We start from the raw sequence: 23,278 nt of genomic DNA, 5'->3' as shown, positions 1-23,278 counted from the left end.
CTTATTGCGCCTGGGAAGGGGTGTCGTTCTGGGCTTCGGCGCCGGGCTGGCGCGGTACCACCTTGGCGCCGGGGCGGATGGCCGACAGCGAACTGGTGATCACCTTGTCACCGGCCTTGAGGCCGTCGGTAATCTGCCAGCGCGCGCCCTGCATGGCGCCAGTGGTCACCGGCCGCGCCTCCACGGTGTCGTCAGCGCCGAGCAGCATTACGCTGGCCTTGCCATCGGCAGCGCGCTGCACGGCGCGCTGCGGTACCAGGATGGCGTCCTGGTCGAGCCCCTGGGGGGTTCCGACGCGCACGTACATGCCAGGCAGCAAAACGCCCTTCGGGTTGTCGAAGCGCCCGCGCAGGGCGATCTGCCCGGTGCTTCGATCCACCGAAATGTCGGTGAACAACAGGGTGCCCTTGCTCTGGATATCGGTGCCATCGACGCGTAGCGACAGCGTCTTGTCACCGTCGCCGGAAACCTTGCCATCGGCGATGGCGGCGCGCAGGCGCAGGGCATCTGCAGCCGGCTGGCTGAAGTCGGCATACACCGGGTCGAGTTGCTGGATACGGGCGAGCAGGGTGGTTTCACCCTGGCCGACCAGCGCGCCTTCGGTCACCTGGGCGCGGCCGATGCGCCCGGCGATGGGCGCGCGTACCTGGGCGTAACCCAGGTCCAGCTTGGCGGTTTCCACATTGGCCTGGGCCGAGCGTTTGTCGGCCTGAGCACTGCGCAAGGTGGCGCGGGCCACGTCGAAGTCCTGCTGGCTGACCGCATCGATCTTCACCAACGGCTCATAGCGCTTGACCGTGGCCTGGGCCTGGAACAGCTGCGCGTCGGCGCGGGCCAGCTCGCCCTCGGCGCGCGACAGCGCGGCCTTGAACGGCGCAGGATCGATCTGAAAGAGCAGGTCGCCGGCCTTGACGTCAGCACCTTCCTCGAAGGTGCGCTTGAGCACGATGCCGGCGACCCTGGCACGCACTTCGGCGACGCGTACCGGTTCGATGCGCCCGGGTAATTCGGCTACCACGGTGAAGGGTTCGGTCCTGATCGTGAGAACGTCCACTTCGCGAGGCGGTGCTTCGCCCCAACCTTGTTCGCCTTTGTCACAGCCGGCCAGGCCGATGATGATTGAAAGGGTGATCGCCGATACGACGTGTTGGGTGCGAATCCTGCTCATGCTTCACCTGGGGCGATGCCCAATCCAGTTAGTCCTCGAAAGGCGCGAATGGTCGTTTATAGATGCATGTGAGTCAATATTGTCTCATTTGCATTTTTTGTGACTAAATTTGGCAGTCCTTTTGAACATTAGGGGTTTTCCTGCACAATGACGCGCCGTGCCGATGAGCTCCGAGAAGAACCGATTGATGCAAAGACCTGTCGCTGAAGAAAAACTGCTCAAAGCCCTGGCCGTCGCCATGGTCGAGCACCCGCGTGGCACCTTCAAGGAAATCGCTCAGGCGGCAGGCGTGAGCAAGGCAACCCTGAATCGTTTCTGCGGCACGCGCGACAACCTCATCGAAATGCTCTTCGACTACGGCTCCGAGGTGATGAACCAGGTCATCGCCGAGGCCGACCTGCAGCATGCGCCGGTGCCCGAGGCCTTGCAACGCCTGGTGGATGGGCATCTGGTCCACCGCGATCTGCTGGTTTTCCTGATGTTCCAGTGGCGCCCGGACTCCCTGCACGAGTGCGGCGAAGAGGCGCGCTGGCTGCCGTACACCAACGCGCTGGATCAGTTCTTCCTGAAGGGGCAGCAGGAGGGCGCATTCCGCATCGACATCGGCGCGCCGGTACTGACCGAGCTGTTCGCTTCGCTGCTGTTCGGCCTGGTCGACGGCGAGCGCCGTGGACGGGTCGCGCGGGCGAGCATGGGCTCATCGCTGCAGACGTTCTTCATGCACGGGGCGGCGACCTGAAGGTAGTCGTCACACGCGGTGACGTCTGATGAGTGCGCCATGCCGGCGGGCTGGTAGTATGCGCCTCATGTTGTGGCCCTGAGCCGGATTACGCAGAGGGACGCTGCGCCTCGCGGAGAAACCAATCATGAACGTACAAGTGATCGAGCGTGACGGCGAACCGGAATACGCGGTGTTGCCGTGGGCCGATTATCAGGCGCTGCTCCAGGCGGCCGGCAAGCGCCCCGAGGCCGCGCCGACCCCGCAGGATGTCGATGCGCCGAAAGCGTTGAGCGAACTGAGCGCATTGCGCGAAGCCAAGGGCCTGAGCCGTGATGAACTGGCGCGGGCGGTGGGCATCAGCCCCCATTACCTGGGCATGATCGAGAGCGGCGAGCGTCAGCCAGATGCCGCTATTTTGCGTGCGCTGGCCTGGGTGCTGGGTATCTCGGGTTGGCAAGCATGAGCGTGCGCATTAGCCGCGTACATTGGGATGCGCTGCTGGCGGCCCTCGACGACGCCCGCAGGCAACGCCACCTGCTGACGTACCGTGCACTGATCGAGCGCCTGTCGCTGCCCGCGCCTGCCATGCAGACTCTCACCGCCGCGCTGGAACACCTGGCCGCACTGGATGCCCGCAGTGACCGCCCACTGCGCAGTGCTCTGGTGATCAGCCAGGGCGCCAGCCGCCTACCGCGCACCGGGTTCTTCGAGTGCGTTACCCGCCTGGGCCGTTTCGACGGCGCCCCCGACGGCGTCGCGGCCGCCTCCTGGCATGCTTCGGAAGTGGCCCGGGTGTTCGAGTTCGATTACCCCGCCGAGGCCTGAGCAGGCCGCTCCTGCAGCGTATGGGTGTCGATCACGTGCAGGCTGTAACCAGGCACCGCCTTGGCCTGGCGTTTGGCTTCGGAAGCCAGGCCAGCCAGTTCGCTGGCATCCAGCAGCGGGCAGTGCTGCGGGTGCAGGTGCACCACGCCGAGCGACAGTGACAGCAGGGGAAACTCCTCGCGCTGGCCCTGGCGGTTGTGGCTGACGAAGCAGCCGGCATCCAGGTGTTCTTCCAGGTAGAAGCGCCGGCACTGGCTCTGGAAATCTTCGAGCAGGTGGTTGAGGCGGGCGCGCCAGTCCTTGGAGCCGAACACCAGCAGGAAATCGTCGCCGCCGATATGGCCGACGAAATCCCGGCTGGGGTCGATGCGCTCGTTCAGGCAGTGCGCCAGGCAGAGCAGCACCTCGTCGCCCTTGGCGTATCCGTAGAGATCGTTGAAAGGTTTGAAGCTATCGATGTCGACGTAGCAGATCGCCGCTTCGCGGTTCTGCTGCAGCAGGCGCGCCAGGCATTGCTGAATTGGCACGTTGCCCGGCAGCAGGGTCAGTGGGTTGGCGTAGCGGGCCTGCTGGATCTTCATCTCGGTGATCAGCTTGAGCACGTCGATTACCCGCCCCAGGCCCTGGTAGCAGCCCTCGACGGTAATCACGAAGTCTTCTTCCATGCGCTGGCGGGCGCGGCTGGTCAGCAGGCGGCTGACCTGCTGCAGCGACTGGCTGATCTCCACGGCCAGGAAGTCGTTGCTCATCAGCCGGCTGATCGGCTTGCGCGCATACAGCTCGGTGGCGAAGGGTTTGAGCAGTACATCGGACAACGAATGACGGTGCACGATGCCCACCGGCCGCTGGGCTTCGTCCAGCACCGCCAGGGAGTTGAGGTTGGCCTGGGCTCGGAACGCCTCCAGTACCTCGGCGGTGGGCGTGGAAATCGACACCGCCTGCTGCTCGTTGAGCAGGGCGGTGAGATCGCTGCCTTCCTCGCCCAGCGGTGTGGGCGCCTGGCCCAAGGCGGGCAGCATCTTGCGGGCGTCGGTGGGCGGCGTTTCCTGGGGGCGGCAGAGCAGGTAACCCTGCAGCAAATCGACACCCATCTCGCAGAGCACGGCGAGCTCTTCTTCCAGTTCGATACCTTCGGCGATCACCTTGGCTCGCGAGGCCTTGGCCATCTGCAGGATGGAGCCGACGAACTCGCGCTTGACTGCATCGCGATGAATGCCGTCGATGAAGTGACGGTCGATTTTCACGTAGTCCGGGCGCAATTCCGACCACAGGCGCAGGCTGGAGTAGCCGGCGCCCAGGTCGTCGAGAGCGATGGAGAAGCCCATGTCGCGGTAGTGGTGCAGGGCGGTGTCGAGCAGGTAGAAGTCGTCGGTGGGCGATTGCTCGGTCAGCTCGATGACTACGCGGCTGGGGGCGATACCGTAGGTCTGCAGCAATTGCAGGGTGCGGCCAGGCTGGTGGTTGGCGTCGAGCAGCGAATCGGGGGAAACGTTGAGAAACAGCAGGCCATCGAGTTGCTGCTCGCTGAACCGGCGGCAGGCGCTCTTGCGGCAAGCCAGCTCCAGCTCGCTGAGCATGCCGGTCTGCCGCGCCGCGGCGAACAAAGTCAGCGGCGAGTGCAGCGGGCTGTTGGAGGGGCCACGGGTCAGCGCTTCGTAACCGAGGATGCGTCGCTCGGCGACCGACACGATTGGCTGGAACAGGCTATGCAGGTCGCCGTGGGCGAGGATCTGGCCCAGCGAGCTCAACTGTTCGGTGACGGTCATGGCGAATCTCTATGCAAATCGAAAAACGGGAGATGGCTATTAGCCATGATAGATGCGTCCCGCTAGATGCGCATGATTTGACTACAGAATGATGACCGATTGATGAAGTGGGTCGGGCGTCAACAAAAAACCAATGCTTTTCTGACACGGTCTGCGTTGTCCCGGCAATCCGGGAAGGCCATAAAAAAGGGCGTCTCGGTGGAGACGCCCTTCGGCTTACTTCGGGCCAGCAATCACTGCTTGGCCAGGCGGGTGTTGAGCTTCAGGTAGTCGATCAGGATGTGTCCGGTTTCTGTCAGGTAGGCGTCGTCTTCCGGCTTGGTCTTCTTGTCTTCCTCGGCCTGCGCCAGCACGTCGTCTTCGTCTTCCTTCTTCAGCTCCTTGAGCGGCTCCTCGCCCTTGGCAACGCGACGAGCATTCTCGATCGCCAACTGGCGCTTCTCGATATCGGCTTGCTGGGCACGGCGCTTGGCTTCGTTGAGGCTGACGGTCTTCTCGGCCATCAGTTCGCGGGACAGGGCCAGGCGCTCGCGGGCGAAGTTGAAGTCCGGGTTATCCGCAGTGCGGCTGTCGTAACGGTTCTTCAGTTCGGTGAGGAACGGCTTGATCGGATCCAGCTCGGGCTTGATCGCCGGGCGGATGCTGTCCCATGGCATGGCCTCGGGCAGCGCGCTTTCGCCGATTTCCTTGTTGTCCATCACGTCGGGGTAGGAAATATCCGGCACCACGCCGCGGTGCTGGGTGCTCTGCCCAGATACGCGGTAGAACTTGGCCAGGGTCAGCTTCAGCTCGCCGTGGTTGAGCGGCTGGATGGTCTGTACGGTGCCCTTGCCGAAGGTCTGGCCACCAAGGATCAGCGCACGATGGTAGTCCTGCATGGCGCCGGCGAAGATCTCCGAAGCCGAGGCGGACAGACGGTTGACCAGCACGGCCATTGGCCCTTTGTAGAAGGCACCCTCCTGCTCATCGGCCAGCACGTCCACGCGGCCATCGCTGTTGCGCACCAGCACGGTAGGGCCTTTGTCGATGAACAGGCCGGTCAGTTCGGTGGCTTCCTGCAGCGAGCCGCCGCCGTTGTTACGCAGGTCGATGACGATGCCGTCTACCTTCTCGGCCTGCAGTTCGGTGATCAGCTTCTTGACGTCGCGCGTGGTGCTCTTGTAGTCGGGATCACCCGCACGGAAGGCCTTGAAGTCCAGGTAGAAGGCCGGGATTTCGATCACGCCCAGCTTGTAGGAGCGGCCGTCCTGATCGACCTTGAGCACCGATTTCTTGGCGGCCTGCTCTTCGAGCTTGACCGCTTCACGGGTAATGCTCACCACCCGGCTGGTCATGTCATTCGGTGCGTTGCTGGCCGGGATCACTTCCAGGCGCACGCGCGAGCCTTTCGGGCCGCGGATCAGCTTGACCACTTCATCGAGACGCCAGCCGATCACGTCGACGATTTCGTCGTCGCCCTGGCCAACCCCGACGATCTTGTCGGCAGGCGAGATCTGCTTACTCTTCTCGGCTGGGCCGGCCGGTACCAGGCGCACCACCTTGACGTGTTCGTTGTCGCTCTGCAGCACGGCGCCGATGCCCTCGAGGGACAGGCTCATGTTGATGTCGAAGTTTTCCGCGCTGTCCGGCGACAGGTAGTTGGTGTGCGGATCGTAGGTCATGGCGAAGGCGTTGATGTATGCCTGGAACACGTCTTCGCTGCGGGTCTGCTGCAGGCGCGCCTGCTGTGCCTTGTAGCGTTTGGTGAGCAGTTCCTGGATCGCCTTGGGTTCCTTGCCAGCGAGTTTCAGGCGCAGCACTTCGTCTTTCAGGCGCTTGCGCCACAGGTCGTCGAGTTCGGCGACGTCCTTGGCCCACGGGGCTTTCTCGCGGTCGACCAGCAGGCTTTCGTCAACGGTGAAGTCGATCTTGTCGACGCCCTTGGCCAACAGGCCCTGCACGTAGTTCAGGCGGTCCTGCTGACGTTCGAGCTGGCGCTTGTAGATCGCGAAGCCGGGTTCCAGATCACCCTTTTTCAGGAAGTCGTCGAACTTGTCCTTCCAGCGGTCGAATTCGGCGATGTCGCCGGCGGTGAAGTAGCTGCGCGCCGGGTCGAGCATTTTCAGGTAACCCTGATAGATCTTTTCCGAACGGGCGTCGTCCAACGGAGGCTTGCTGTAGTGATGGCGCTGCAGCAATTCGACCACGTTGAGGCTGGCGATCACCTGATCACGATCGGGCTGCAGGTACTCCCAAGAATCGGCTTTGGTGGTTTTGGCGGCGAGGGGCAAGGCGCCCAGCCCGAGTACAAGGGTCAGGGTGGCACTGATAAAGGATCGCTTCATGCTGATTCGACGTGGGGACAGTTGATAACGCATATTAGGCCGTCTTTGAGGGCGCCAGGTTCCATTGGCGCAATGCAAAGGCCCGTCGCTCAGCGACGGGCCAGGTTCAAATGCACTATGGAGGCACCGTGAAAGCATTGCAAGGCGTTGAAGGGCAGGTGGAATGGGTCGATCGTCCCGCACCTGCCTGTGATGTAGGGGAAGTACGCATTCGCGTGGCGGCAGCGGGCCTGAACCGCGCCGACCTGTTGCAACTGGCCGGCAACTACCCGCCGCCGCCGGGTGCCAGCGATACGCTGGGCCTGGAATGTGCGGGCATCGTCAGTGAAGTGGGCGCCGGGTGCGATGACTGGCAGGTGGGTGATCGCGTCTGCGCATTGCTGGCTGGCGGCGGCGTGGCCGAAGAAGTGGTGGTCGATGCGCGCCATGTGCTGCCGGTGCCAGAAGGCCTGTCGCTGCACGAGGCGGCGGCGCTGCCGGAGGTGTACGCCACCGCCTGGCTCAACCTGTTCCAGCTGGCCGGCCTGAAGCCCGGTGAGAAGGTGCTGTTACACGCAGGTGCCAGTGGTGTTGGCTCGGCGGCCATCCAGCTGTGCAAGGCCTTCGGCAGCACCTGCTGGGTGACCGTCGGTTCGCAGGATCGCCTGGCCTACTGCGAAAGCCTGGGGGCCAGTGGCGGGGCGATTCGTGACAAGGAGGGCCTGAACGTGACGGATGATTTCGGCCCGTTCGAAGTCATTCTCGACCCGGTCGGTGCCAGTTATGCCGCGTTGAATCTCAAGCTGCTGGCCCGCGACGGCCGCTGGGTGAACATCGGCCTGATGGGCGGGCGCAAGGCCGAGATCGACATGGCCCAGGTGCTTGGCAAGCGCATCCAGCTGATCGGCTCGACGCTGCGCAACCGCGACGATCTGTTCAAGGCCGAACTGCTGCGCGACCTGCGCCAGCACGTGTGGCCGCTGTTCAGTGAGGGTCGCCTAAAGCCGCAGCTGGCCAGAACCTTTCCGATCGCCGAGGCCCATGAGGCCTACGCGACCCTGGAAGGCAATCAGGTCAACGGCAAACTGGTGCTGGTCATCGATGAAAGCCTGAGCTGACGTGCCGGCGGCCGTTCCCGGTTGAGGGGCGACGGCCGCCTCAGCGCTTCGCTTTGCGCTGGTCGAATGCGTCTCGGGCGCGCTCGATGGTGTCGAGATTATCCTGCGCCCAGATCCACACCCCGCAAAACGCCTCGCCTAGGTTCAGGCCCAGATCGGTCAGGCGATATTCCACCCGCGGTGGTACCTCGGCGTGCACCGTCCTTATCACCAGGCCTTCGCGCTCCATGTCGCGCAGTGTCTGCGTGAGCATCTTCTGACTGATACCGCCCACCTGTCGTTGCAGTTGCACAAAGCGTGTCTCGCCGTGCTCGGCGAGCACGTCGAGAATGATCATCGTCCATTTGTCAGCTACCCGGGCGATCACGCCGTTGACCAGTTCGGCCACGCGAGGCTCCAGCGGGGCAGTGGCTCTCAACTGCTCGCGCGTTTCTCGATGACGTTTTTCATCCGTGGACATGGCTTCACCATTCGATAGTTACCCTCAGGTGTGTATAGCACTTTCGGGTGCCTACTTTCGGCAGGTAAGTGGTCGTCATAAGCTGGCGTCGAATATCGAACCGACCATTCGTAAAAGGGACATGTTGGCTCGACCTTTTCGCATCCAGCGTGCTCCAACAGTTGGGATGCCAGATCGTCGCGAGTCACATGGCGCTCGTGCGTACCGAGCAACCAACCGAGAGGCATGACCATGAAAGCATCGGGTAATACTCTGTTGATCACCGGCGGTGGTTCTGGCATCGGCCGCGAGCTGGCGCTGCGTTTTCATGCGCTGGGCAATACCGTGATCGTCACCGGCCGTCATCTGGACACTCTGCAGGAAACCATCGCCGGGCGAGAAGGCATGCATGCCATGACCCTGGACGTGGCAGATGCAGAAGCGATTCGCGATTTTGCCAGGGAGATCACCAAGCGCTTCGCGAATCTCAATGGCGTGATCAACAACGCGGGCATCATGCACATCGACGATGTCGGTACCGAGTCGGACCTGGCCGACGCCGAGGCTCAGGTCATCACCAACCTCCTGGGCCCCATCCGCCTGAACAACGCGCTGGTCGAACACCTGAAACGCCAGGATGCGGGCGTCATCGTCAATGTTTCCTCGGGGCTGGCATTCGTGCCTCGGGCCGATGCGGCGGTGTACAGCGCCACCAAGGCGGCGATTCACATTTACAGTCAGTCGCTCCGGCATCAATTGGCGGGCAAGGTTCGGGTCATCGAACTGGCGCCGCCGGCAGTGCAGACCGAGCTTACGCCCGGACAGGCCACCCGTGAGGGATACATGCCGCTGGAGGCGTTCGTAGATGAAGTGATGGCGCTGTTCGCGAAGCAGCCGGTGGCGGACGAAATCATCGTCGAGCGTGCCCGCTTCCAGCGGCTGGCCGAGCGTGAAGGGCGGTCCGACGAGGCATTCCAGCGCATCAACGGTGGCGCCTGAGCCCGGCCAGGTCAGTAGCGGATTTCCCCGGCGCTTACCCGGCAAGCGCTGCTTTTTGTGGGCTGCAGCCCACCTGCCCGATGGGCGTGACCCTTTTGGCTGTGGCACACTTGGCCGCCTGTGAGCGCGGACAACGATACGGTCGACCACCTGCCGCGTCCTGGTGCCGCAGGCGGTCAGCCCGGCAATGGCCACAACAACAAGGGGAAGCAGCGTGCATAACGTCGTCATCAGCGGTACCGGCCTGTTTACGCCGGCCAACAGCATTTCCAACGACGAGTTGGTGGCGTCCTTCAATGCCTACGTGCAGCAATTCAACAGCGACAACGCCGACGCCATCGAGCGTGGCGAGGTCGAGGCGCTGAGCGAGTCGAACAGCGCCTTCATCGAAAAGGCTTCGGGCATCAAGAGCCGTTTCGTGATCGACAAGCAGGGCATTCTCGATCCGCAGCGTATGGTGCCTTTCATCCCTGAACGCAATAACGAGCAGTGGGGCATTCTCTGCGAGATGTCGGTGGCGGCGGCCAAAGAGGCGCTGGCTCGGGCCGGCAAGAGCGCTGCGGACATCGACGGGGTGATCGTCGCCTGTTCCAACCTGCAGCGCGCCTACCCGGCGGTGGCCATCGAAGTGCAGGCGGCGCTGGGTATCCAGGGCTTCGGCTTCGACATGAACGTGGCCTGTTCCTCGGCGACCTTCGGCATCCAGGCCGCGGCCAACAGCATTCAGCTCGGCCAGGCGCGGGCGATCCTGATGGTCAACCCGGAGATCTGCACCGGGCACCTGAATTTCCGCGACCGTGACAGCCACTTCATCTTTGGCGATGCGGCCACCGCAGTGGTGCTCGAGCGCGCCGACCTGGCCACCTCGGGCCATCAATTCGAGGTGGTCGGCACCAAGCTGCTGACCCAGTTCTCCAATAACATCCGCAACAACTTCGGTTTTCTCAATCGTGCCGCTGAAGACGGCGTTCAGACCTCCCGCGACAAGCTGTTCGTGCAGGAAGGGCGCAAGGTGTTCAAGGAAGTCTGCCCGATGGTCGCTGAGCTGATCGCCGCTCACCTGCAGGAAAACGGCCTGAATGTGGCGGACGTGAAACGCTTCTGGCTGCACCAGGCCAACCTCAACATGAACCAGCTGATTGCCCGCAAGCTCTTGGGGCGCGACCCGGAGGCCGACGAGGCACCGGTGATTCTCGATACCTACGCCAACACCAGTTCTGCCGGTTCGGTGATTGCCCTGCACAAGAATCAGGATGATCTGCCGTCAGGCTCGCTGGGCGTGCTGAGCTCCTTCGGTGCCGGTTATTCGATCGGTAGCGTGATTCTGCGCAAGCGCTGAGCGCATGAAGGCGGCATGCAAGGTGCCGCCTGCTTCACGTCCGCAACCCCTCTAGTACGCACTATGCAGCGGGTTCAGCTACTCGGCTGAGCGCTTCGCTGTCAAGCTTTATATTCAAAGCGACTAAAAAGTTCCCCTGTCACCAAATATTTATATATCAGCAACTGCGCTGAAATAAGTCGCCGCGAAGATTCCCCCAGCACGAACGAGCCCAAGGCTCGGGTGTTTTTCAGCACTTAAGTTCAATTAGGGGAATTCTCGATGATCCGTAAGCACTTCGCCGGTTTCGCAGCCAGCGCCCTGGCTCTGGCCGTTTCCGCCCAGGCTTTCGCCGGCACCGTCACCACCGACGGCGCTGACATCGTGGTCAAAACCAAGGGCGGCCTCGAGGTCGCTACCACCGACAAGGCATTCGGTTTCAAGATCGGTGGTCGTCTGCAGGCTGACTACAGCTCGTTCGACGGTATCTACACCCGTAACGGCGACAGCGCCGACGCGGCCTACTTCCGCCGTGCTTTCCTGGAAGTGTCCGGTGTCGCCTTCACCGATTGGGCCTACACCCTGAACTACGACTTCTCGCACAACTCCGGTAGCTCGGACGACGGCTACTTCGACGAGGCGTCCATCGCCTACAACGGCTTCAAGCCGGTTTCCATCAAGGTCGGTCGCTTCGATCCCGAGTTCGGTCTGGAGAAGGCCACCAGCTCCAAGTGGGTAACTGCCCAGGAGCGTAACGCTTTCTACGACGTGATCGACTGGGCCAACGGCCACCAGAACGGCATGGGTATCCAGGCCTCCAGCACCATCGGTGATTCGGTCTACCTGTCCGGTGGTCTGTTCGCCAAGGACAACAACGACACCGATGGCGACAGCAACAAACAAGTCAACCTGCGCGGTGTATTCGCACCCCTGCACGACGCCGGCAACGTGCTGCACCTGGGCTTCAACGCCGCTCGCCGCGATGTATCCGACTCGGTGATCGATACACGCTTCCGTAGCCGCCTGGGCATGCGTGGCGTGGAAACCACCGGTGGTAACGACGCCGGCACCAACGGCAACCGCGTTGTATTCGCGGGCGCCAACAACACCGTCGCTGGCTCCTACGACGACGATACCGCCCTGGGTCTGGAGGCTGCCTGGGCAATGGGCCCGCTGTCGATCCAGGGTGAGTACATGAAGCGCAAGCTGAAATCTGACTCCTCTGCCTTCCAGGACATCAAAGCGGACGGTTATTACGTTCAGGCCGCCTACACCCTGACCGGCGAATCCCGTGGCTACAAGCTGGGCAAGTTCGACGCCATCAAGCCTGAGAACAAGCAGATCGGTGCGTGGGAAGTGTTCTATCGCTATGACAGCATCAATGTCGAAGACGACAACCTGGTGACCGCTTCCGCTACCCGTGATGTCGGTGACCTGGAAGCCAAAGTGCACAACCTGGGCGTCAACTGGTACGTCAACGAAGCGGTGAAAATCAGCGGCGTGTACGTCAGGGCCAATACCGAGAACGTTTACAACGCTTCTACCACAGGCGTCCGTACTGGCGACGACAGCGGCGACGGTTTCGTCTTCCGCGCCCAATACGCGTTCTAAGCAACACCTTTCAAACGTGGTGCTCCCTTGAACCCCGCTTCGGCGGGGTTTTTTATTGGCCGCCTGCTTGGCGATATAGTGTGCGCTGAATGCCCGCGGATATAACCGATGCCCGTTTACAGCCTGCACTCCCTCAAGGATCTCGCCGCCACTACCTGGGACGGCCTGCTCAGCGAACCCCAGCCATTCTTGCGCCACGCTTTTCTATCTACGCTCGAAGACAGCGGCAGCGTAGGTGGGCGTAGCGGCTGGCAGGCTGCCCATCAGGTACTGCTCGACGCCGATGGCCAGCCACTGGCGGCGTTGCCGGCCTATGTGAAGTACCACTCCCAGGGCGAGTACGTATTCGATCACGGCTGGGCCGATGCCTGTCGTCGTGCTGGAATCGGCTATTACCCTAAACTCCTGGGCGCCATTCCCTTTTCTCCGGTGACGGGCCAACGCCTGCTGGGCGCGCCCGAAGCGGCCGGGCAACTGCTCGATGGCATCACCGCGAGTCTCGAAGCGCAGGGGCTTTCCAGCCTGCACGTGAATTTCACCGATGCGGCGGGCGATGCGGTGATGCAGGGGCGTGACGGCTGGTTGCAGCGCCTGGGCTGCCAGTTCCACTGGCACAACCGCGGCTACCGGGACTTTCAGGATTTTCTCGATACCTTGAGTTCTCGCAAGCGCAAGCAAATGCGCAAGGAGCGCGAGCAGGTGGCCGGGCAGGGCATCGCCTTCGACTGGCGTGAAGGACACCAGTTGAGCGAGGCGGAGTGGGATTTCGTTTATCACTGCTACGCCAACACCTACCATGTTCGCGGACAGCGGCCCTATCTGACCCGCGACTTCTTCAGCCTGCTGGCCGAGCGCATGCCCGAGGCGATTCGTGTGGTGTTGGCCTGCCGCGGTACGCAGCCAGTGGCCATGGCCTTCAGCCTGCAGGGCGGCGGCAGCCTGTATGGACGCTATTGGGGTTGCCTGGCCGAGTTCGACCGGCTGCACTTCGAAACCTGTTTCTACCAGGGCATGGAGCAGGCGATCACGCTCGGGCTGCAGCGTTTCGATGCGGGGGCTCAGGGTGAGCACAAGCTGATTCGTGGCTTCGAGCCAACCATCACCCATTCATGGCACTACCTGGTGCATGACGGGCTGCGCGATGCGGTGGCGGGCTTTCTGCGGGAGGAGCGGGTGGGGGTTCTGGCCTATGCCGAGCAGGCGCGGGAGCTATTGCCTTATCGGCAGGACTGAACGATAGCGCTGCGCGCTGCAGTTGCCCGCAGCGCGGCACGCACCGGGTCAACCATCGTAACGGCCGCCCCACTCGAGAAAGCGCATCTTGTGGGTTTCGCCCTGGCTGTCGGTGTAGACCATGATCACCGGCACCACGCCTCGCTTGTCGGAAACGTCGGTGCGGTACAGCACTTTCTGTACGTCGACCTTCATGCCGTAGTGGTATTCCTCGGTCGGCAGGCCGGCACCGGGCTTGGCCTGGATGTCAGCGGCGAACACGGCTGGAGCGAGACTGGAAAGCAGAGCGGTGACAGCGGTTGCAACTTTCATGGTGGAGTCCTCGATGTTCGATTGCCGGCAACCGGATCGACCTATTCGATTTGGTTGCCTGGTGGACTCATATGACCAGCAAAGGCGAAGCGGCGGAAATTGATGGTCTCGTTAGTAGATATCATGGAAAATGATATTGTTAGCAAGCTAACTAGTTGCTCGGTCGCAGGCCGCTGAGCCTACCCGTGTCGGCGTCAATCGACGCCGACGAAACCACCAGTCTGATGCTGCCAGAGGCGCGCATACAGGCCGCCGCGCTCGATCAGCTCGGCGTGGGTGCCGGTCTCGATGATCCGGCCCCTGTCGATCACCACCAGGCGATCCATACGCGCGATGGTCGACAGGCGATGGGCAATGGCAATCACCGTCTTGCCGTCCATGAGGTCGTCGAGGCTTTCCTGAATCGCCGCCTCGACTTCCGAATCCAGCGCCGAGGTGGCTTCGTCGAGCACCAGGATCGGCGCGTCCTTGAGCAAGACGCGAGCGATGGCGATGCGCTGGCGCTGGCCGCCGGAGAGCTTGACGCCGCGCTCGCCGACCTGGGCATCGAAGCCGGTGCCGCCCTGGCCATCGTCCAGCGTGGCGATGAAACCCTCGGCGCGGGCCTTGCGGGCCGCGGCCCAAAGTTGTTCGTCGCTGGCCTCGGGGCGACCATAGCGCAGGTTGTCACGGATCGAGCGGTGCAGCAGGGAAGTATCCTGGGTAACCACGCCGATATTGGCACGCAGGGTTTCCTGGCTGACCTCGGCGATGTTCTGGCCGTCGACGAGGATGCGTCCGCTCTCCAGGTCGTAGAGGCGCAGCAGCAGGTTGATCAGGGTCGACTTGCCCGCGCCGGACGGGCCGACCAGGCCGATTTTCTCGCCCGGACGGATATCCAGGGCCAGGCCGCTGATCACGCCGCCCTTCTTGCCGTAATGAAAGTGCACGTCGTCGAAGCGCACGCCGCCTTGTTGCACCTGCAGCGGTTTGGCGTCCTCGCGGTCGAGCACGTGGCGCGGCTGGACGATGGTCTGCATACCGTCCTGCACGGTGCCGACGTTCTCGAAAATGCCGTTGACCACCCACATGATCCATTCGGCCATGTTGTTGATGCGGATCACCAGACCCAGCGCCAGGGCGATGGCGCCGGTGCTGATCAGCGACTCGCTCCACAGCCACAGGGCCAGGGCGCCGGTACCGACGATCAGCAGACCGTTCATGCAGGTGATCAGGAAGTCCAGGCTGGTGATGGTGCGCGACTGCAGGCGGAACTTGTCGAGCAGTTCCTGCATGGCCTCGCGGGCGTAGCTTTCCTCTTCGCGGGAATGGGCGAACAGCTTGAGCGTGGCGACGTTGCTGTAGCCGTCGACCACCCGGCCCATGACCTTGGAGCGCGCCGCCGAAGCAGCTGCCGAACGCTCCTTGATGCGCGGCACGAAGTACCAGAGCGCGGCGCTGTAGCCGATGATCCACAGCGTCAATGGCACGATCAAACGCAGGTCGGCGGCGGCGAACAGGTAAAGCGCGCTGCCGGCGTAGACCACCACGTGCCACAGCGCGTCGATCACCTGCATGGCCGAATCGCGTAGCGACGGGCCGGTCTGCATCACGCGCTGGGCGATGCGCCCGGCGAAATCGTTCTGGAAGAAATTCAGGCTCTGCTTGAGTACATAGCGGTGGTTCTGCCAGCGGATCAGGTTGGTCAGCCCCGGGTTGATCGCCTGGTGGGTGAGCAGGTTGTGCAGGCCGAACACCAGCGGCCTGATGATCAGGGCCACCAGCGCCATCCACAGCAGCTCGCCCTGGTGTTCGGCGAAGAAGGTGCGGGCGTCGGCGGTGCTCTGGGCCATGTCGATCAACTGGCCGAGGAAGCTGAATAACGCCACTTCGATCACAGCGGCGAAAAAGCCGATCACCAGGACGGCGAGCATCAGCGGCCAAACCTGTTTCAGGTAATGGGCGTAGAAACGCAGCATGCCGCTGGGCGGCGCCACATCAGGGCTGGGCTTGAAGACGTCGATCAGGCTTTCGAAGCGGCGAAACAACATGAGGTGCAGTCTGCTCTGGCGAGTGATGGGGGCGAGTCAAGGAGGCTGCCGAGGGGCAGAAGCGCAGGGCGCTGAGGTAGACCCACGCGCTCAAGCGCGCAGGTTACCGGGGGAGGGTAGCAGTATCAGAGGCGCTTGGCGTCGAGAATCACCACCGGATCGACCGGAACGTTCTGCTGGCCGGCGCGATTGGCGGTGCGCACCTGAGCGATGCGGTCGACCACCTCCATGCCGCGGGTCACCTTGCCGAACACCGCGTAGCCGAAGTCGCGCGAGCCGTGGTCGAGAAAGGCATTATCGGCGTGGTTGATGAAGAACTGGCTGGTGGCCGAATCGCGTACCTGGGTACGGGCCATGGCCAGGGTGCCGCGCACGTTGTGCAGGCCGTTGTCGGCTTCGTTCTTGATTGGCGCCTTGGTCTGCTTCTGACGCATGCTCTCGTCAAAGCCCCCGCCCTGGACCATGAAGCCTGGAATCACTCGGTGAAACACGGTGCCTTTGTAGAAGCCACTGTCCACGTAGGCGAGGAAGTTCTGGGTGCTGATCGGCGCTTTCTGCTCGTCGAGCTGCACCTCGATCTCGCCCAGGCTGGTGGTCAGCAGAACGGTGGGGTTTTCTGCGGCCATCAGGTGGGCGGTGAACAGCAGCGAGCAGGCGGTGAGGGCGAGTTTCTTCAGCATTGGGTCTAATCCTTGGATGAGGTGGCGGCAGTGTTTTCGACTTCCCGCACAAAGGCAAGCAAGCTGCGGTTGAAGTGTTCAGGCTGATCGAGCGGTGTGGCATGGCGTGAGTCTTTGATCACCAGCAGGCGGGCGTCGGGCAGTTCGTCGACATAAGCCTGCTTGAGTGCAATGGGCGTGTAGTCGCGGTCGGCGCTGATCACCAGGGTAGGACAGGTGATCAGCGCCAGACGTTCACGCACGCCCCAGCCGATGATGGCGTCGAGGCTGGCCAGGTACGCGCGTTTGTCGTTGCGCGGCCAACGCTCTTCGACCTTGCGGCGAAGTTCGGCCTGTTCCGGTTTTGGAAACAGCAGTCGTGCCAGGGCCCTGGCGGTAGCGTCCAGACTCAGCACCCGGGCCAGCGTCCAGCGCTTGGCGATCTGCAGGTAGTCGCTGGGTTTTTTCGCTTTAACCTCAGGAGCACTGTTGACGACGGTCAGGCTGCGCAGCAACTGTGGATGATCGACCCCCAGCTGGAAGCCGATCATGCCGCCCATGGAAATGCCGACCAGGTGCACCGGAGCTAGCTGCAGATGGTCGATCAGCGCCGCAGCGTCGTCTGCGAAGTCGGCGATGCGGTAGCGCTGGCGCGGTTTGTCGGAGCGGCCGTGGCCGCGTACGTCCAGGGCGATCACCCGGTAATGAGCAGCTAGGGCAGGAATTTGCAGCTCCCAATCCAGAGCGCTGGAGCCCAGGCCGTGGATCAGCAGTACCGGTGTGCCCTGGCCATGCTCTTCATAGAAAAGCCGGCAGCCGCGATGCGTGAAGTAGGCCATTGGATTCAGTCTTGCGAAGCAGGTGCGCCGAACGCGGCGTTGAGCGGCGCGGCATCGAAACGCTGGATAAGGTCGGTAAGTATCTGTGTGGCCGGGCCCAGGGCCTTGTCCTTGCTGGCGTAGAGAAAGAACACTGGCTTGCGGCTGCCGCCCTTGTCCAGCGGCAGGGGCTTGAGCAGACCATCCTTGAGTTCGCGTTCGATCATGTGGCGTGGCAGCCAGGCGAACCCCAGCCCACTGCCGACGAAGGTCGCCGCAGTGGCCAGACTGCCCACCGTCCAGCGCTGCTCGGCACCCAGCCAGCCGACGTCGCGGGGCTGGTGGCGTCCGGAGTCGCGAATCACCACCTGCATCTGGGTTTCCAGATCCTGAAAATTGATTTCGCGTTCCAGGCGATGCAGGGAGTGATCGGGATGGGCCACGGCGATGAATTCCACCGGGCTCATTTCCGAGCCGAGAAAACCGGGGATGTTGTAGGCGCTGATCGCGAGATCGGCGACACCTTCCTTGAGCACTTCCTCGACGCCGGACAGCACTTCTTCGCGCAGGCGCACCCGGCAGCCGCGGCTTTGTGGCATGAAAGCGGTCAGCGCTCGCACCAGGCGCGCGCTGGGGTAGGCGGCGTCGACCACCAGGCGCACCTCGGCCTCCCAACCCTGTTCCATGTGGTGCGCCAGGTCTTCGAGCTGGCTGGCCTGCTTGACCAGTTGCCGGGAGCGGCGCAGCAGCACGTCACCGGCTTCGGTGAGCACCGCCTTGCGGCCATCGATGCGCAGCAGCGGCACACCCAATTGCTCCTGCATGCGCGCCACCGTATAGCTGACCGACGATTGCGAGCGATGCAGCACCTCGGCCGCCTGGGCGAAGCCGCCGTGATCGACCACGGCCTGCAAGGTTCGCCATTGATCGAGGGTTACGCGTGGAGCCTTCATTTGATCTCCTTCACCAGCGGCTGTGCATGGACAGGCTGTGGTTCTAAACTGGGGGCTGACCTTGGAGGCTGGCCATGAAAAAACTTTGTTGCGCGCTGATCGCCTGCTTGCCACTGGCGGTGCAGGCTTATCCCATCGAACTGGAAAAACAGTTCAACGGCGCCGAGATATCGGCGAGCACCCAGGAAATCGATCACAACATGGCCGCCGTGCGGGTGCAGAACTATGGTCAGCAGGCCGCTTCCTGCAAGGCGGTATTTCGCAATGGCCCCGAGGCGCCACGTACCCGCAGCGTGAACCTGGCGGCCGGGCAGAGCGGCAATCTCACGGTGAAATTCGCCCGTAGCATCATTCGCCTGCGGGTTCAGCTCAACTGCGAGCCTCAATAACTTACCCAGCCTATGAGCAGGCGTGGAACAAATCAACTTCATCGATAGTTAGAAGCGGATAATTACGCTTTTTCATCGGATACCAGCTTACTACCCTCGCGACCATCGTTTAACTGCCTTCGATGGAGCGAGCTCATGGCCCAGTTACTGGTGATCGACAGCAGCATACGGCAGCAGGATTCGGTGTCGCGGCAGCTCACCGAGCGCTTCGTGGCCTGCTGGCGCGAGCGCCATGCCGCCGACCGCATCTGTCGACGGGATCTGGCTGCCGAACCGCCTCCCCATCTGGACGGCGCCTTGCTTGGCGCCTGGACAGGCCCCGCCGCGCAGCACGGCAAGGCCGAGCGTGATGCCCTGCAGCGTTCCAATGCACTGACCGACGAGCTGCTGGCCGCCGATGTGCTGGTGCTGGCGGTGCCGATGTACAACTTCAGCATTCCCGGCACGCTAAAGGCCTGGTTCGACCATGTGCTGCGCGCCGGCGTGACCTTTCGTTATGGCGAGAATGGCCCCCAGGGCCTGCTGCACGGCAAGCGTGCCTTCGTGCTATGCACGCGCGGCGGTATCTACGCTGGCGGCAATCAGGATTTCCAGGAGCCCTATCTTCGCCAGTTGCTGGCCTTCGTCGGCATTCATGACGTCACCGTCATCCTCGCCGAAGGTCTCAACCTGGGCGAAGCGTTCATGGCGCGTGGCATCCAGGCTGCCCAGCAGCGGATTGCCGAACTCGTCTGATCGTCATCGCGCCATGCCTGGTTTTCAGGGCAGGTCGCTCCCGCGGATTGTCTGCCGGACGGCGAACCGTTATGGTGCGCCGCCCATTCACGCAGCGACGCTCGCCTATCTGCGCGCGCCGTCGCCGCCGCAACTGCGCGGCTGCCTGATAGGCTGAACCGTTAGGGCGACTTTCCTATTCCTCGAGGTGCGCGATGACGCTTTCCGGACCCGGCGTGCTGTTCTCTGTCAGCGCCTCGATCCTGTTCGCTCTGATTCCCGGCTACGTGCAAATGCTCACGCCGCTGGATGGTTTCCAGGTGTTCGCCCAGCGCGTGCTCTGGTCGATCCCGGCGGTGCTGTTGCTGCTCACCCTGCTGCGTCAGTGGCCGTTGTTGCTCGGCGCGCTGCAGCGCCTGCGTCGCGAGCCGTTGCTGCTGGCGGCGCTGCCAGTCGCCGCGGCGCTGATCGGCCTGCAGTGGTTCCTGTTCGTGTGGGCACCGCTGACCGGGCACATGCTCGATGTTTCCCTGGGCTATTTCCTGCTGCCGCTGGCCATGGTGCTGGCCGGCCGGGTGTTCTACGGCGAACGCCTGCGTCCGCTGCAGCGGCTCGCCGTAGCCTGCGCCTTTGCCGGGGTGCTGCACGAGCTGTGGCAATCCCAGGCGTTTTCCTGGGTCACGCTGGTCACCGCCCTGGGCTATCCGCCATATTTCATGCTGCGTCGCTGGATGCGCCTGGACGCTTTGCCGGGCCTGGTGTTGGAGATGCTGGTAATGGCGCCCCTGGCCATCTGGCTGATTCTCTACTGGGCGCCGGCGGGCATGTTCGCCGAGCATCCGCGCCTGTGGTGGCTGGTGCCGGGCATGGCGCTGCTGGGCACCATCGCCCTGGCGGCGATGATGGCCTCGTCGCGCCTGCTGCCACTGGGCCTGTTCGGCATTCTCAGCTATGTGGAGCCAGTGCTGCTGTTCACTGTCAGCCTGCTGTTCTTGGGCGAGCAATTCGATCCGGACCAGTTCCTGACGTACCTGCCGATCTGGGTGGCGGTGGTACTGGTAGGCTGGGACAGCGGGCGCCTGCTGATCAAGCAGCGGCGCATGCAGACGGCCGCCTGAGGCGACGGTTGGTCAGCGTCGCCCTTCGAGCGCCATGCGCACTGCCAGGGTCGCCAGCACGGTGCCCATCAGCCAGCGTTGCACGCTTTGCCACCTTGGCCTGGCGATGAAGAACGCCGCGATGGAGCCTGCTGTAAAGACGATCAGCGCATTGACGCTCACGCTGATGAAAATCTGCGTGAAGCCCAGCACCAGCGACTGTGCCAGTACGCTGCCGTGTTCAGGTGGGGCTATGAATTGTGGCAGCAGCGACAGGTACATGACCGCGATCTTGGGATTGAGCAGGTTGGTCAGCAATCCCATCGTGAACAGTTTGCGCGGGCTGTCTTTTGCCAGGTCGCGTAGCTGCAATGGCGAGCGTCCGCCGGGCCTGACCGTCTGCCAGGCCAGATAGAGCAGGTACGCCGCGCCGCCAATCCTCACCGCATCGTAGGCATAGGGAACGGTCAGCAGCAGAGCGGTGATACCCAGCGCCGCGCACAACATGTAGAAGACGAAGCCGAGCGCCACGCCGCCCAGGGAAACCAGCCCGGCCACCGGCCCCTGACAGATCGACCGTGAGACCAGATAAACCATGTTGGGGCCTGGCGTCAGCACCATGCCGAGGGAAATCAGCGCGTAGGCCAGCAGGTTGGACAGTTCGGGCATGAGCGCCTCCTGGAGTCTCATTCGCGGCCGCGAGCGCGGCCCGCTCCTGCGGGTGCAGAAGGTAAGGCGCATGTTAGGGCGTTGAGGACCGCGCGGTTAGTGACAGATCGCCCAGCAAAACGCCATACACCGCCGCGTCTGCGCTGTTCAAGCAGGTATCGGCCGATGGCGTGGTGTCGTGCAGAGATCGCTGGTTTTTCGCAAAGGCTACTGGGCGGCGAGCTTTTCAAGCGGTTGCGCAGAGAAAGCGTTCGGCCCCGAGGCACGAACGCGGTAACCTATGCGGCTGATTTAGCATTTGCATCGAGGTTGCCCCGTGTTTGCCCAATTTGCCCTGCATGAACGCCTGCTCAAAGCCGTCGCCGAGCTCAACTTCACCGAGCCGACCCCGGTGCAGGCCGCTGCGATCCCCCCGGCGCTGGAGGGCAAGGACCTGCGGGTGATCGCCCAGACCGGTAGCGGCAAGACCGCCGCCTTCGTACTGCCCATGCTCAATCGCCTGCTTGGCGACGGCAGCTCCAAGGCGCGGGTCAGCGTGCGTGCGCTGATCCTGCTGCCGACCCGCGAGCTGGCCCAGCAGACGCTCAAGGAAGTCGAGCGCTTCGCCCAGTACACCTTCATCAAGGCCGGGCTGATCACCGGCGGCGAAGACTTCAAGGTGCAAGCCGCCATGCTGCGCAAGATCGATATCGTCATCGGCACGCCGGGGCGCCTGATCGAGCACGCCAATGCCGGCAACCTGCTGTTCGAAGACGTCGAGGTGCTGGTGCTCGATGAGGCCGACCGCATGCTCGACATGGGCTTTGCCGAAGACGTGCAGCGCCTGGCCGAACTGTGCGACCGCGAGCATCAGACCCTGCTGTTCTCCGCTACCAGCGGTGGCGCCGGCCTGCGCGAAGTGGTCGCCAAAGTGCTGCGCGAGCCCACGCACCTGCAGCTCAACCGCGTCAGCGAACTGGCCGAGGGCACCCGCCAGCAGATCATCACCGCCGACCACAACTACCACAAGGAACAGCTGGTCGAGTGGTTGCTGAGCAACGAGACCTACGACAAGGCGATCATCTTCACCAATACCCGCGCCCAGGCCGACCGCCTGTACGGCAAGCTGGTGGCCAAGGAATTCAAGACCTTCGTGCTGCACGGCGAGAAGGATCAGAAGGATCGCAAACTGGCCATCGACCGCCTGCGTCAGGGCGCCGTCAAGGTGCTGGTCGCCACCGACGTGGCGGCTCGCGGCCTGGATGTCGAGGGCCTGGATCTGGTGATCAACTTCGACATGCCGCGCTCCGGTGACGAATACGTGCACCGCGTCGGGCGTACCGGTCGAGCTGGCGCCGAAGGCCTGGCCATCTCGCTGATCACCCACAACGACTGGAACCTGATGTCGAGCATCGAGCGCTATCTCAAGCAGCGTTTCGAGAAACGTACCGTCAAGGAGCTCAAGGGCAGCTACCAGGGACCGAAGAACCTCAAGGCGTCCGGCAAGGCCGCTGGCACCAAGAAGAAAAAGGTCGACCCGAAAACCGGCAAGAAGATCGCCAAGAAACCCGCGGCGAAAACCCCGGCCAAGCGCAACACGGTGAACAAGCCGAAGAGCGATGCAGGGCTGGTCAGCCAGGACGGCCTGGCGCCGCTCAAGCGCAAGGCGCCGTCGACCGACGCCTGATGATTGCTTCGGTCACCGGCAGCCATTGCCGGTGACCGTCACTGCACCTGTTCCTCGACCTCACCGCCGATCTCTTCGAGCTCCTGCAGACGCTGGTCGTAAGCATCGCAATCGGTGGCATGCTGGCCGCTGCTTTCGGGCTGCGCCTGCTTGAGTTCCTCGCGTAGCACCGCAGCCCGCTGTGGGTCACGCTGGGTAATTTCTTCGATCTTGGCCGCCAGCTCCTGGGCCTTGGCGGTCGCTTCGTCGGCCGTACAAGCCTGCGCCTGGCCCATGCCGTAACAGGCCGTTGAAAAACTACCTACGTCGCCATTGCTGCGTTAAAAACAGCCTAAAAATGCTCATTTACAGCAAGTAAACTGCGCTTTTTCGGCTGTTTTTGCCTTGCACTGGCTTCCTCGCCTACATTTTTCAACGGCCTGTAAAAGGTCAGGCCGCAAAGCGGCGCGATGTGCTTGATCATGCTCGAA

General features: G+C 62.9%; 24 protein-coding genes. 12 read left to right on the top strand and 12 right to left on the bottom strand.

The window, feature by feature from the left end; all coding sequences use genetic code 11:
* Position 1: 1 nt before the first annotated feature.
* Positions 2 to 1,168, bottom strand: a complete 1,167-nt coding sequence (locus tag BVH06_RS11430; RefSeq protein WP_075934155.1) for a MexC family multidrug efflux RND transporter periplasmic adaptor subunit — start codon at positions 1,166 to 1,168, stop codon at positions 2 to 4.
* A 187-nt stretch (positions 1,169 to 1,355) separates the two neighbouring features.
* Between BVH06_RS11430 and BVH06_RS11425 the strand changes: the two genes are divergently transcribed.
* The 3 genes from BVH06_RS11425 to BVH06_RS11415 all read left to right on the top strand — a co-directional run bounded on the left by BVH06_RS11425 (position 1,356) and on the right by BVH06_RS11415 (position 2,714).
* Entirely contained in the window at positions 1,356 to 1,907 is a 552-nt protein-coding gene (locus BVH06_RS11425; protein WP_075929504.1) for a TetR/AcrR family transcriptional regulator, read from the top strand.
* Between the two features lie 127 nt (positions 1,908 to 2,034).
* Positions 2,035 to 2,352 (top strand): helix-turn-helix domain-containing protein, encoded by a 318-nt coding sequence (locus BVH06_RS11420; RefSeq protein WP_075929503.1) that lies wholly within the window; start codon positions 2,035 to 2,037, stop codon positions 2,350 to 2,352.
* On the top strand, positions 2,349 to 2,714 hold the full coding sequence (locus tag BVH06_RS11415; RefSeq protein ID WP_075929502.1) for a hypothetical protein: 366 nt from the start codon (positions 2,349 to 2,351) through the stop codon (positions 2,712 to 2,714). Before BVH06_RS11420 ends, BVH06_RS11415 begins: the two co-directional genes overlap by 4 nt.
* Here BVH06_RS11415 and BVH06_RS11410 read toward each other — a convergent pair.
* Complete coding sequence (locus BVH06_RS11410; RefSeq protein ID WP_075929501.1) at positions 2,696 to 4,480, bottom strand: bifunctional diguanylate cyclase/phosphodiesterase; 1,785 nt, start codon at positions 4,478 to 4,480, stop codon at positions 2,696 to 2,698. The two genes, BVH06_RS11415 and BVH06_RS11410, sit on opposite strands and share 19 nt — an antisense overlap.
* 233 nt (positions 4,481 to 4,713) lie before the next feature.
* Positions 4,714 to 6,837: a carboxy terminal-processing peptidase gene (locus tag BVH06_RS11405; protein WP_075934154.1), complete on the bottom strand. Its 2,124-nt coding sequence runs from the start codon at positions 6,835 to 6,837 to the stop codon at positions 4,714 to 4,716.
* Positions 6,838 to 6,932: 95 nt separating this feature from the next.
* Here BVH06_RS11405 and BVH06_RS11400 point away from each other — a divergent pair, with 95 nt between their 5' ends.
* Positions 6,933 to 7,901: an NAD(P)H-quinone oxidoreductase gene (locus BVH06_RS11400; RefSeq protein ID WP_075934153.1), complete on the top strand. Its 969-nt coding sequence runs from the start codon at positions 6,933 to 6,935 to the stop codon at positions 7,899 to 7,901.
* A gap of 40 nt (positions 7,902 to 7,941) precedes the next feature.
* Here BVH06_RS11400 and BVH06_RS11395 read toward each other — a convergent pair whose 3' ends face one another.
* Positions 7,942 to 8,289: a helix-turn-helix domain-containing protein gene (locus BVH06_RS11395; RefSeq protein WP_256575170.1), complete on the bottom strand. Its 348-nt coding sequence runs from the start codon at positions 8,287 to 8,289 to the stop codon at positions 7,942 to 7,944.
* A 297-nt stretch (positions 8,290 to 8,586) separates the two neighbouring features.
* Here BVH06_RS11395 and BVH06_RS11390 point away from each other — a divergent pair, with 297 nt between their 5' ends.
* The 4 genes from BVH06_RS11390 to BVH06_RS11375 all read left to right on the top strand — a co-directional run bounded on the left by BVH06_RS11390 (position 8,587) and on the right by BVH06_RS11375 (position 13,501).
* Positions 8,587 to 9,339, top strand: a complete 753-nt coding sequence (locus tag BVH06_RS11390) for an SDR family oxidoreductase (protein WP_256562715.1) — start codon at positions 8,587 to 8,589, stop codon at positions 9,337 to 9,339.
* 214 nt (positions 9,340 to 9,553) lie between these two features.
* Entirely contained in the window at positions 9,554 to 10,678 is a 1,125-nt protein-coding gene (locus BVH06_RS11385; protein ID WP_075929497.1) for a beta-ketoacyl-ACP synthase III, read from the top strand.
* Between the two features lie 261 nt (positions 10,679 to 10,939).
* Complete coding sequence (locus BVH06_RS11380) at positions 10,940 to 12,268, top strand: OprO/OprP family phosphate-selective porin (protein WP_075934151.1); 1,329 nt, start codon at positions 10,940 to 10,942, stop codon at positions 12,266 to 12,268.
* A 108-nt stretch (positions 12,269 to 12,376) separates the two neighbouring features.
* Complete coding sequence (locus BVH06_RS11375) at positions 12,377 to 13,501, top strand: GNAT family N-acetyltransferase (protein WP_075934150.1); 1,125 nt, start codon at positions 12,377 to 12,379, stop codon at positions 13,499 to 13,501.
* Between the two features lie 48 nt (positions 13,502 to 13,549).
* On the opposite strand, the gene BVH06_RS11370 is transcribed toward BVH06_RS11375, so the two are convergent.
* The 5 genes from BVH06_RS11370 to BVH06_RS11350 form a co-directional block, all read right to left on the bottom strand.
* Complete coding sequence (locus BVH06_RS11370) at positions 13,550 to 13,813, bottom strand: DUF2790 domain-containing protein (RefSeq protein WP_075929494.1); 264 nt, start codon at positions 13,811 to 13,813, stop codon at positions 13,550 to 13,552.
* 194 nt (positions 13,814 to 14,007) lie between these two features.
* Entirely contained in the window at positions 14,008 to 15,843 is a 1,836-nt protein-coding gene (locus tag BVH06_RS11365; RefSeq protein ID WP_075934149.1) for an ABC transporter ATP-binding protein, read from the bottom strand.
* Positions 15,844 to 15,968: 125 nt separating this feature from the next.
* Positions 15,969 to 16,523: a peptidylprolyl isomerase gene (locus tag BVH06_RS11360; protein WP_075929492.1), complete on the bottom strand. Its 555-nt coding sequence runs from the start codon at positions 16,521 to 16,523 to the stop codon at positions 15,969 to 15,971.
* A gap of 5 nt (positions 16,524 to 16,528) precedes the next feature.
* Positions 16,529 to 17,341, bottom strand: coding sequence for an alpha/beta fold hydrolase (locus BVH06_RS11355; RefSeq protein WP_075934148.1), 813 nt, complete (start codon positions 17,339 to 17,341; stop codon positions 16,529 to 16,531).
* 5 nt (positions 17,342 to 17,346) lie between these two features.
* Positions 17,347 to 18,273 (bottom strand): LysR family transcriptional regulator, encoded by a 927-nt coding sequence (locus BVH06_RS11350; protein WP_075929490.1) that lies wholly within the window; start codon positions 18,271 to 18,273, stop codon positions 17,347 to 17,349.
* A 74-nt stretch (positions 18,274 to 18,347) separates the two neighbouring features.
* On the opposite strand from BVH06_RS11350, the gene BVH06_RS11345 reads away from it, so the two are divergent.
* The 3 genes from BVH06_RS11345 (at position 18,348) to rarD (ending at position 20,494) form a co-directional block, all read left to right on the top strand.
* Entirely contained in the window at positions 18,348 to 18,662 is a 315-nt protein-coding gene (locus tag BVH06_RS11345) for a 3-phosphoglycerate kinase (RefSeq protein WP_075929489.1), read from the top strand.
* Positions 18,663 to 18,797: 135 nt separating this feature from the next.
* Positions 18,798 to 19,397 carry an FMN-dependent NADH-azoreductase gene (locus BVH06_RS11340; protein ID WP_075934147.1) on the top strand — a complete coding sequence of 200 codons (600 nt, stop codon included), beginning with the start codon at positions 18,798 to 18,800 and terminating at the stop codon, positions 19,395 to 19,397.
* A 194-nt stretch (positions 19,398 to 19,591) separates the two neighbouring features.
* The gene (rarD, locus tag BVH06_RS11335) at positions 19,592 to 20,494 is read left to right on the top strand and encodes an EamA family transporter RarD (protein WP_075929487.1); all 903 of its coding nucleotides are present in this window, start codon (positions 19,592 to 19,594) and stop codon (positions 20,492 to 20,494) included.
* 12 nt (positions 20,495 to 20,506) lie between these two features.
* Here rarD and BVH06_RS11330 read toward each other — a convergent pair whose 3' ends face one another.
* A complete protein-coding gene (locus BVH06_RS11330) occupies positions 20,507 to 21,142 on the bottom strand; it encodes a LysE family translocator (protein ID WP_075934146.1) in 636 nt (211 codons plus the stop codon).
* Positions 21,143 to 21,458: 316 nt separating this feature from the next.
* On the opposite strand from BVH06_RS11330, the gene BVH06_RS11325 reads away from it, so the two are divergent.
* A complete protein-coding gene (locus BVH06_RS11325; RefSeq protein WP_075934145.1) occupies positions 21,459 to 22,808 on the top strand; it encodes a DEAD/DEAH box helicase in 1,350 nt (449 codons plus the stop codon).
* A gap of 38 nt (positions 22,809 to 22,846) precedes the next feature.
* Here the strand turns inward: BVH06_RS11325 and BVH06_RS11320 are convergent, their stop codons facing one another.
* Together BVH06_RS11320 and BVH06_RS26045 are read right to left on the bottom strand one after the other, a co-directional pair.
* Positions 22,847 to 23,083 (bottom strand): hypothetical protein, encoded by a 237-nt coding sequence (locus tag BVH06_RS11320; RefSeq protein ID WP_075934144.1) that lies wholly within the window; start codon positions 23,081 to 23,083, stop codon positions 22,847 to 22,849.
* Between the two features lie 56 nt (positions 23,084 to 23,139).
* On the bottom strand, positions 23,140 to 23,271 hold the full coding sequence (locus tag BVH06_RS26045) for a hypothetical protein (RefSeq protein WP_256562713.1): 132 nt from the start codon (positions 23,269 to 23,271) through the stop codon (positions 23,140 to 23,142).
* Between the last annotated feature and the right edge of the window lie 7 nt (positions 23,272 to 23,278).

It is taken from the genome of Pseudomonas sp. PA27(2017) (genome assembly GCF_001945445.1).
Classification (GTDB): Bacteria; Pseudomonadota; Gammaproteobacteria; order Pseudomonadales; family Pseudomonadaceae; genus Aquipseudomonas.
This window is presented reverse-complemented; position numbering and strand designations above follow the sequence as displayed.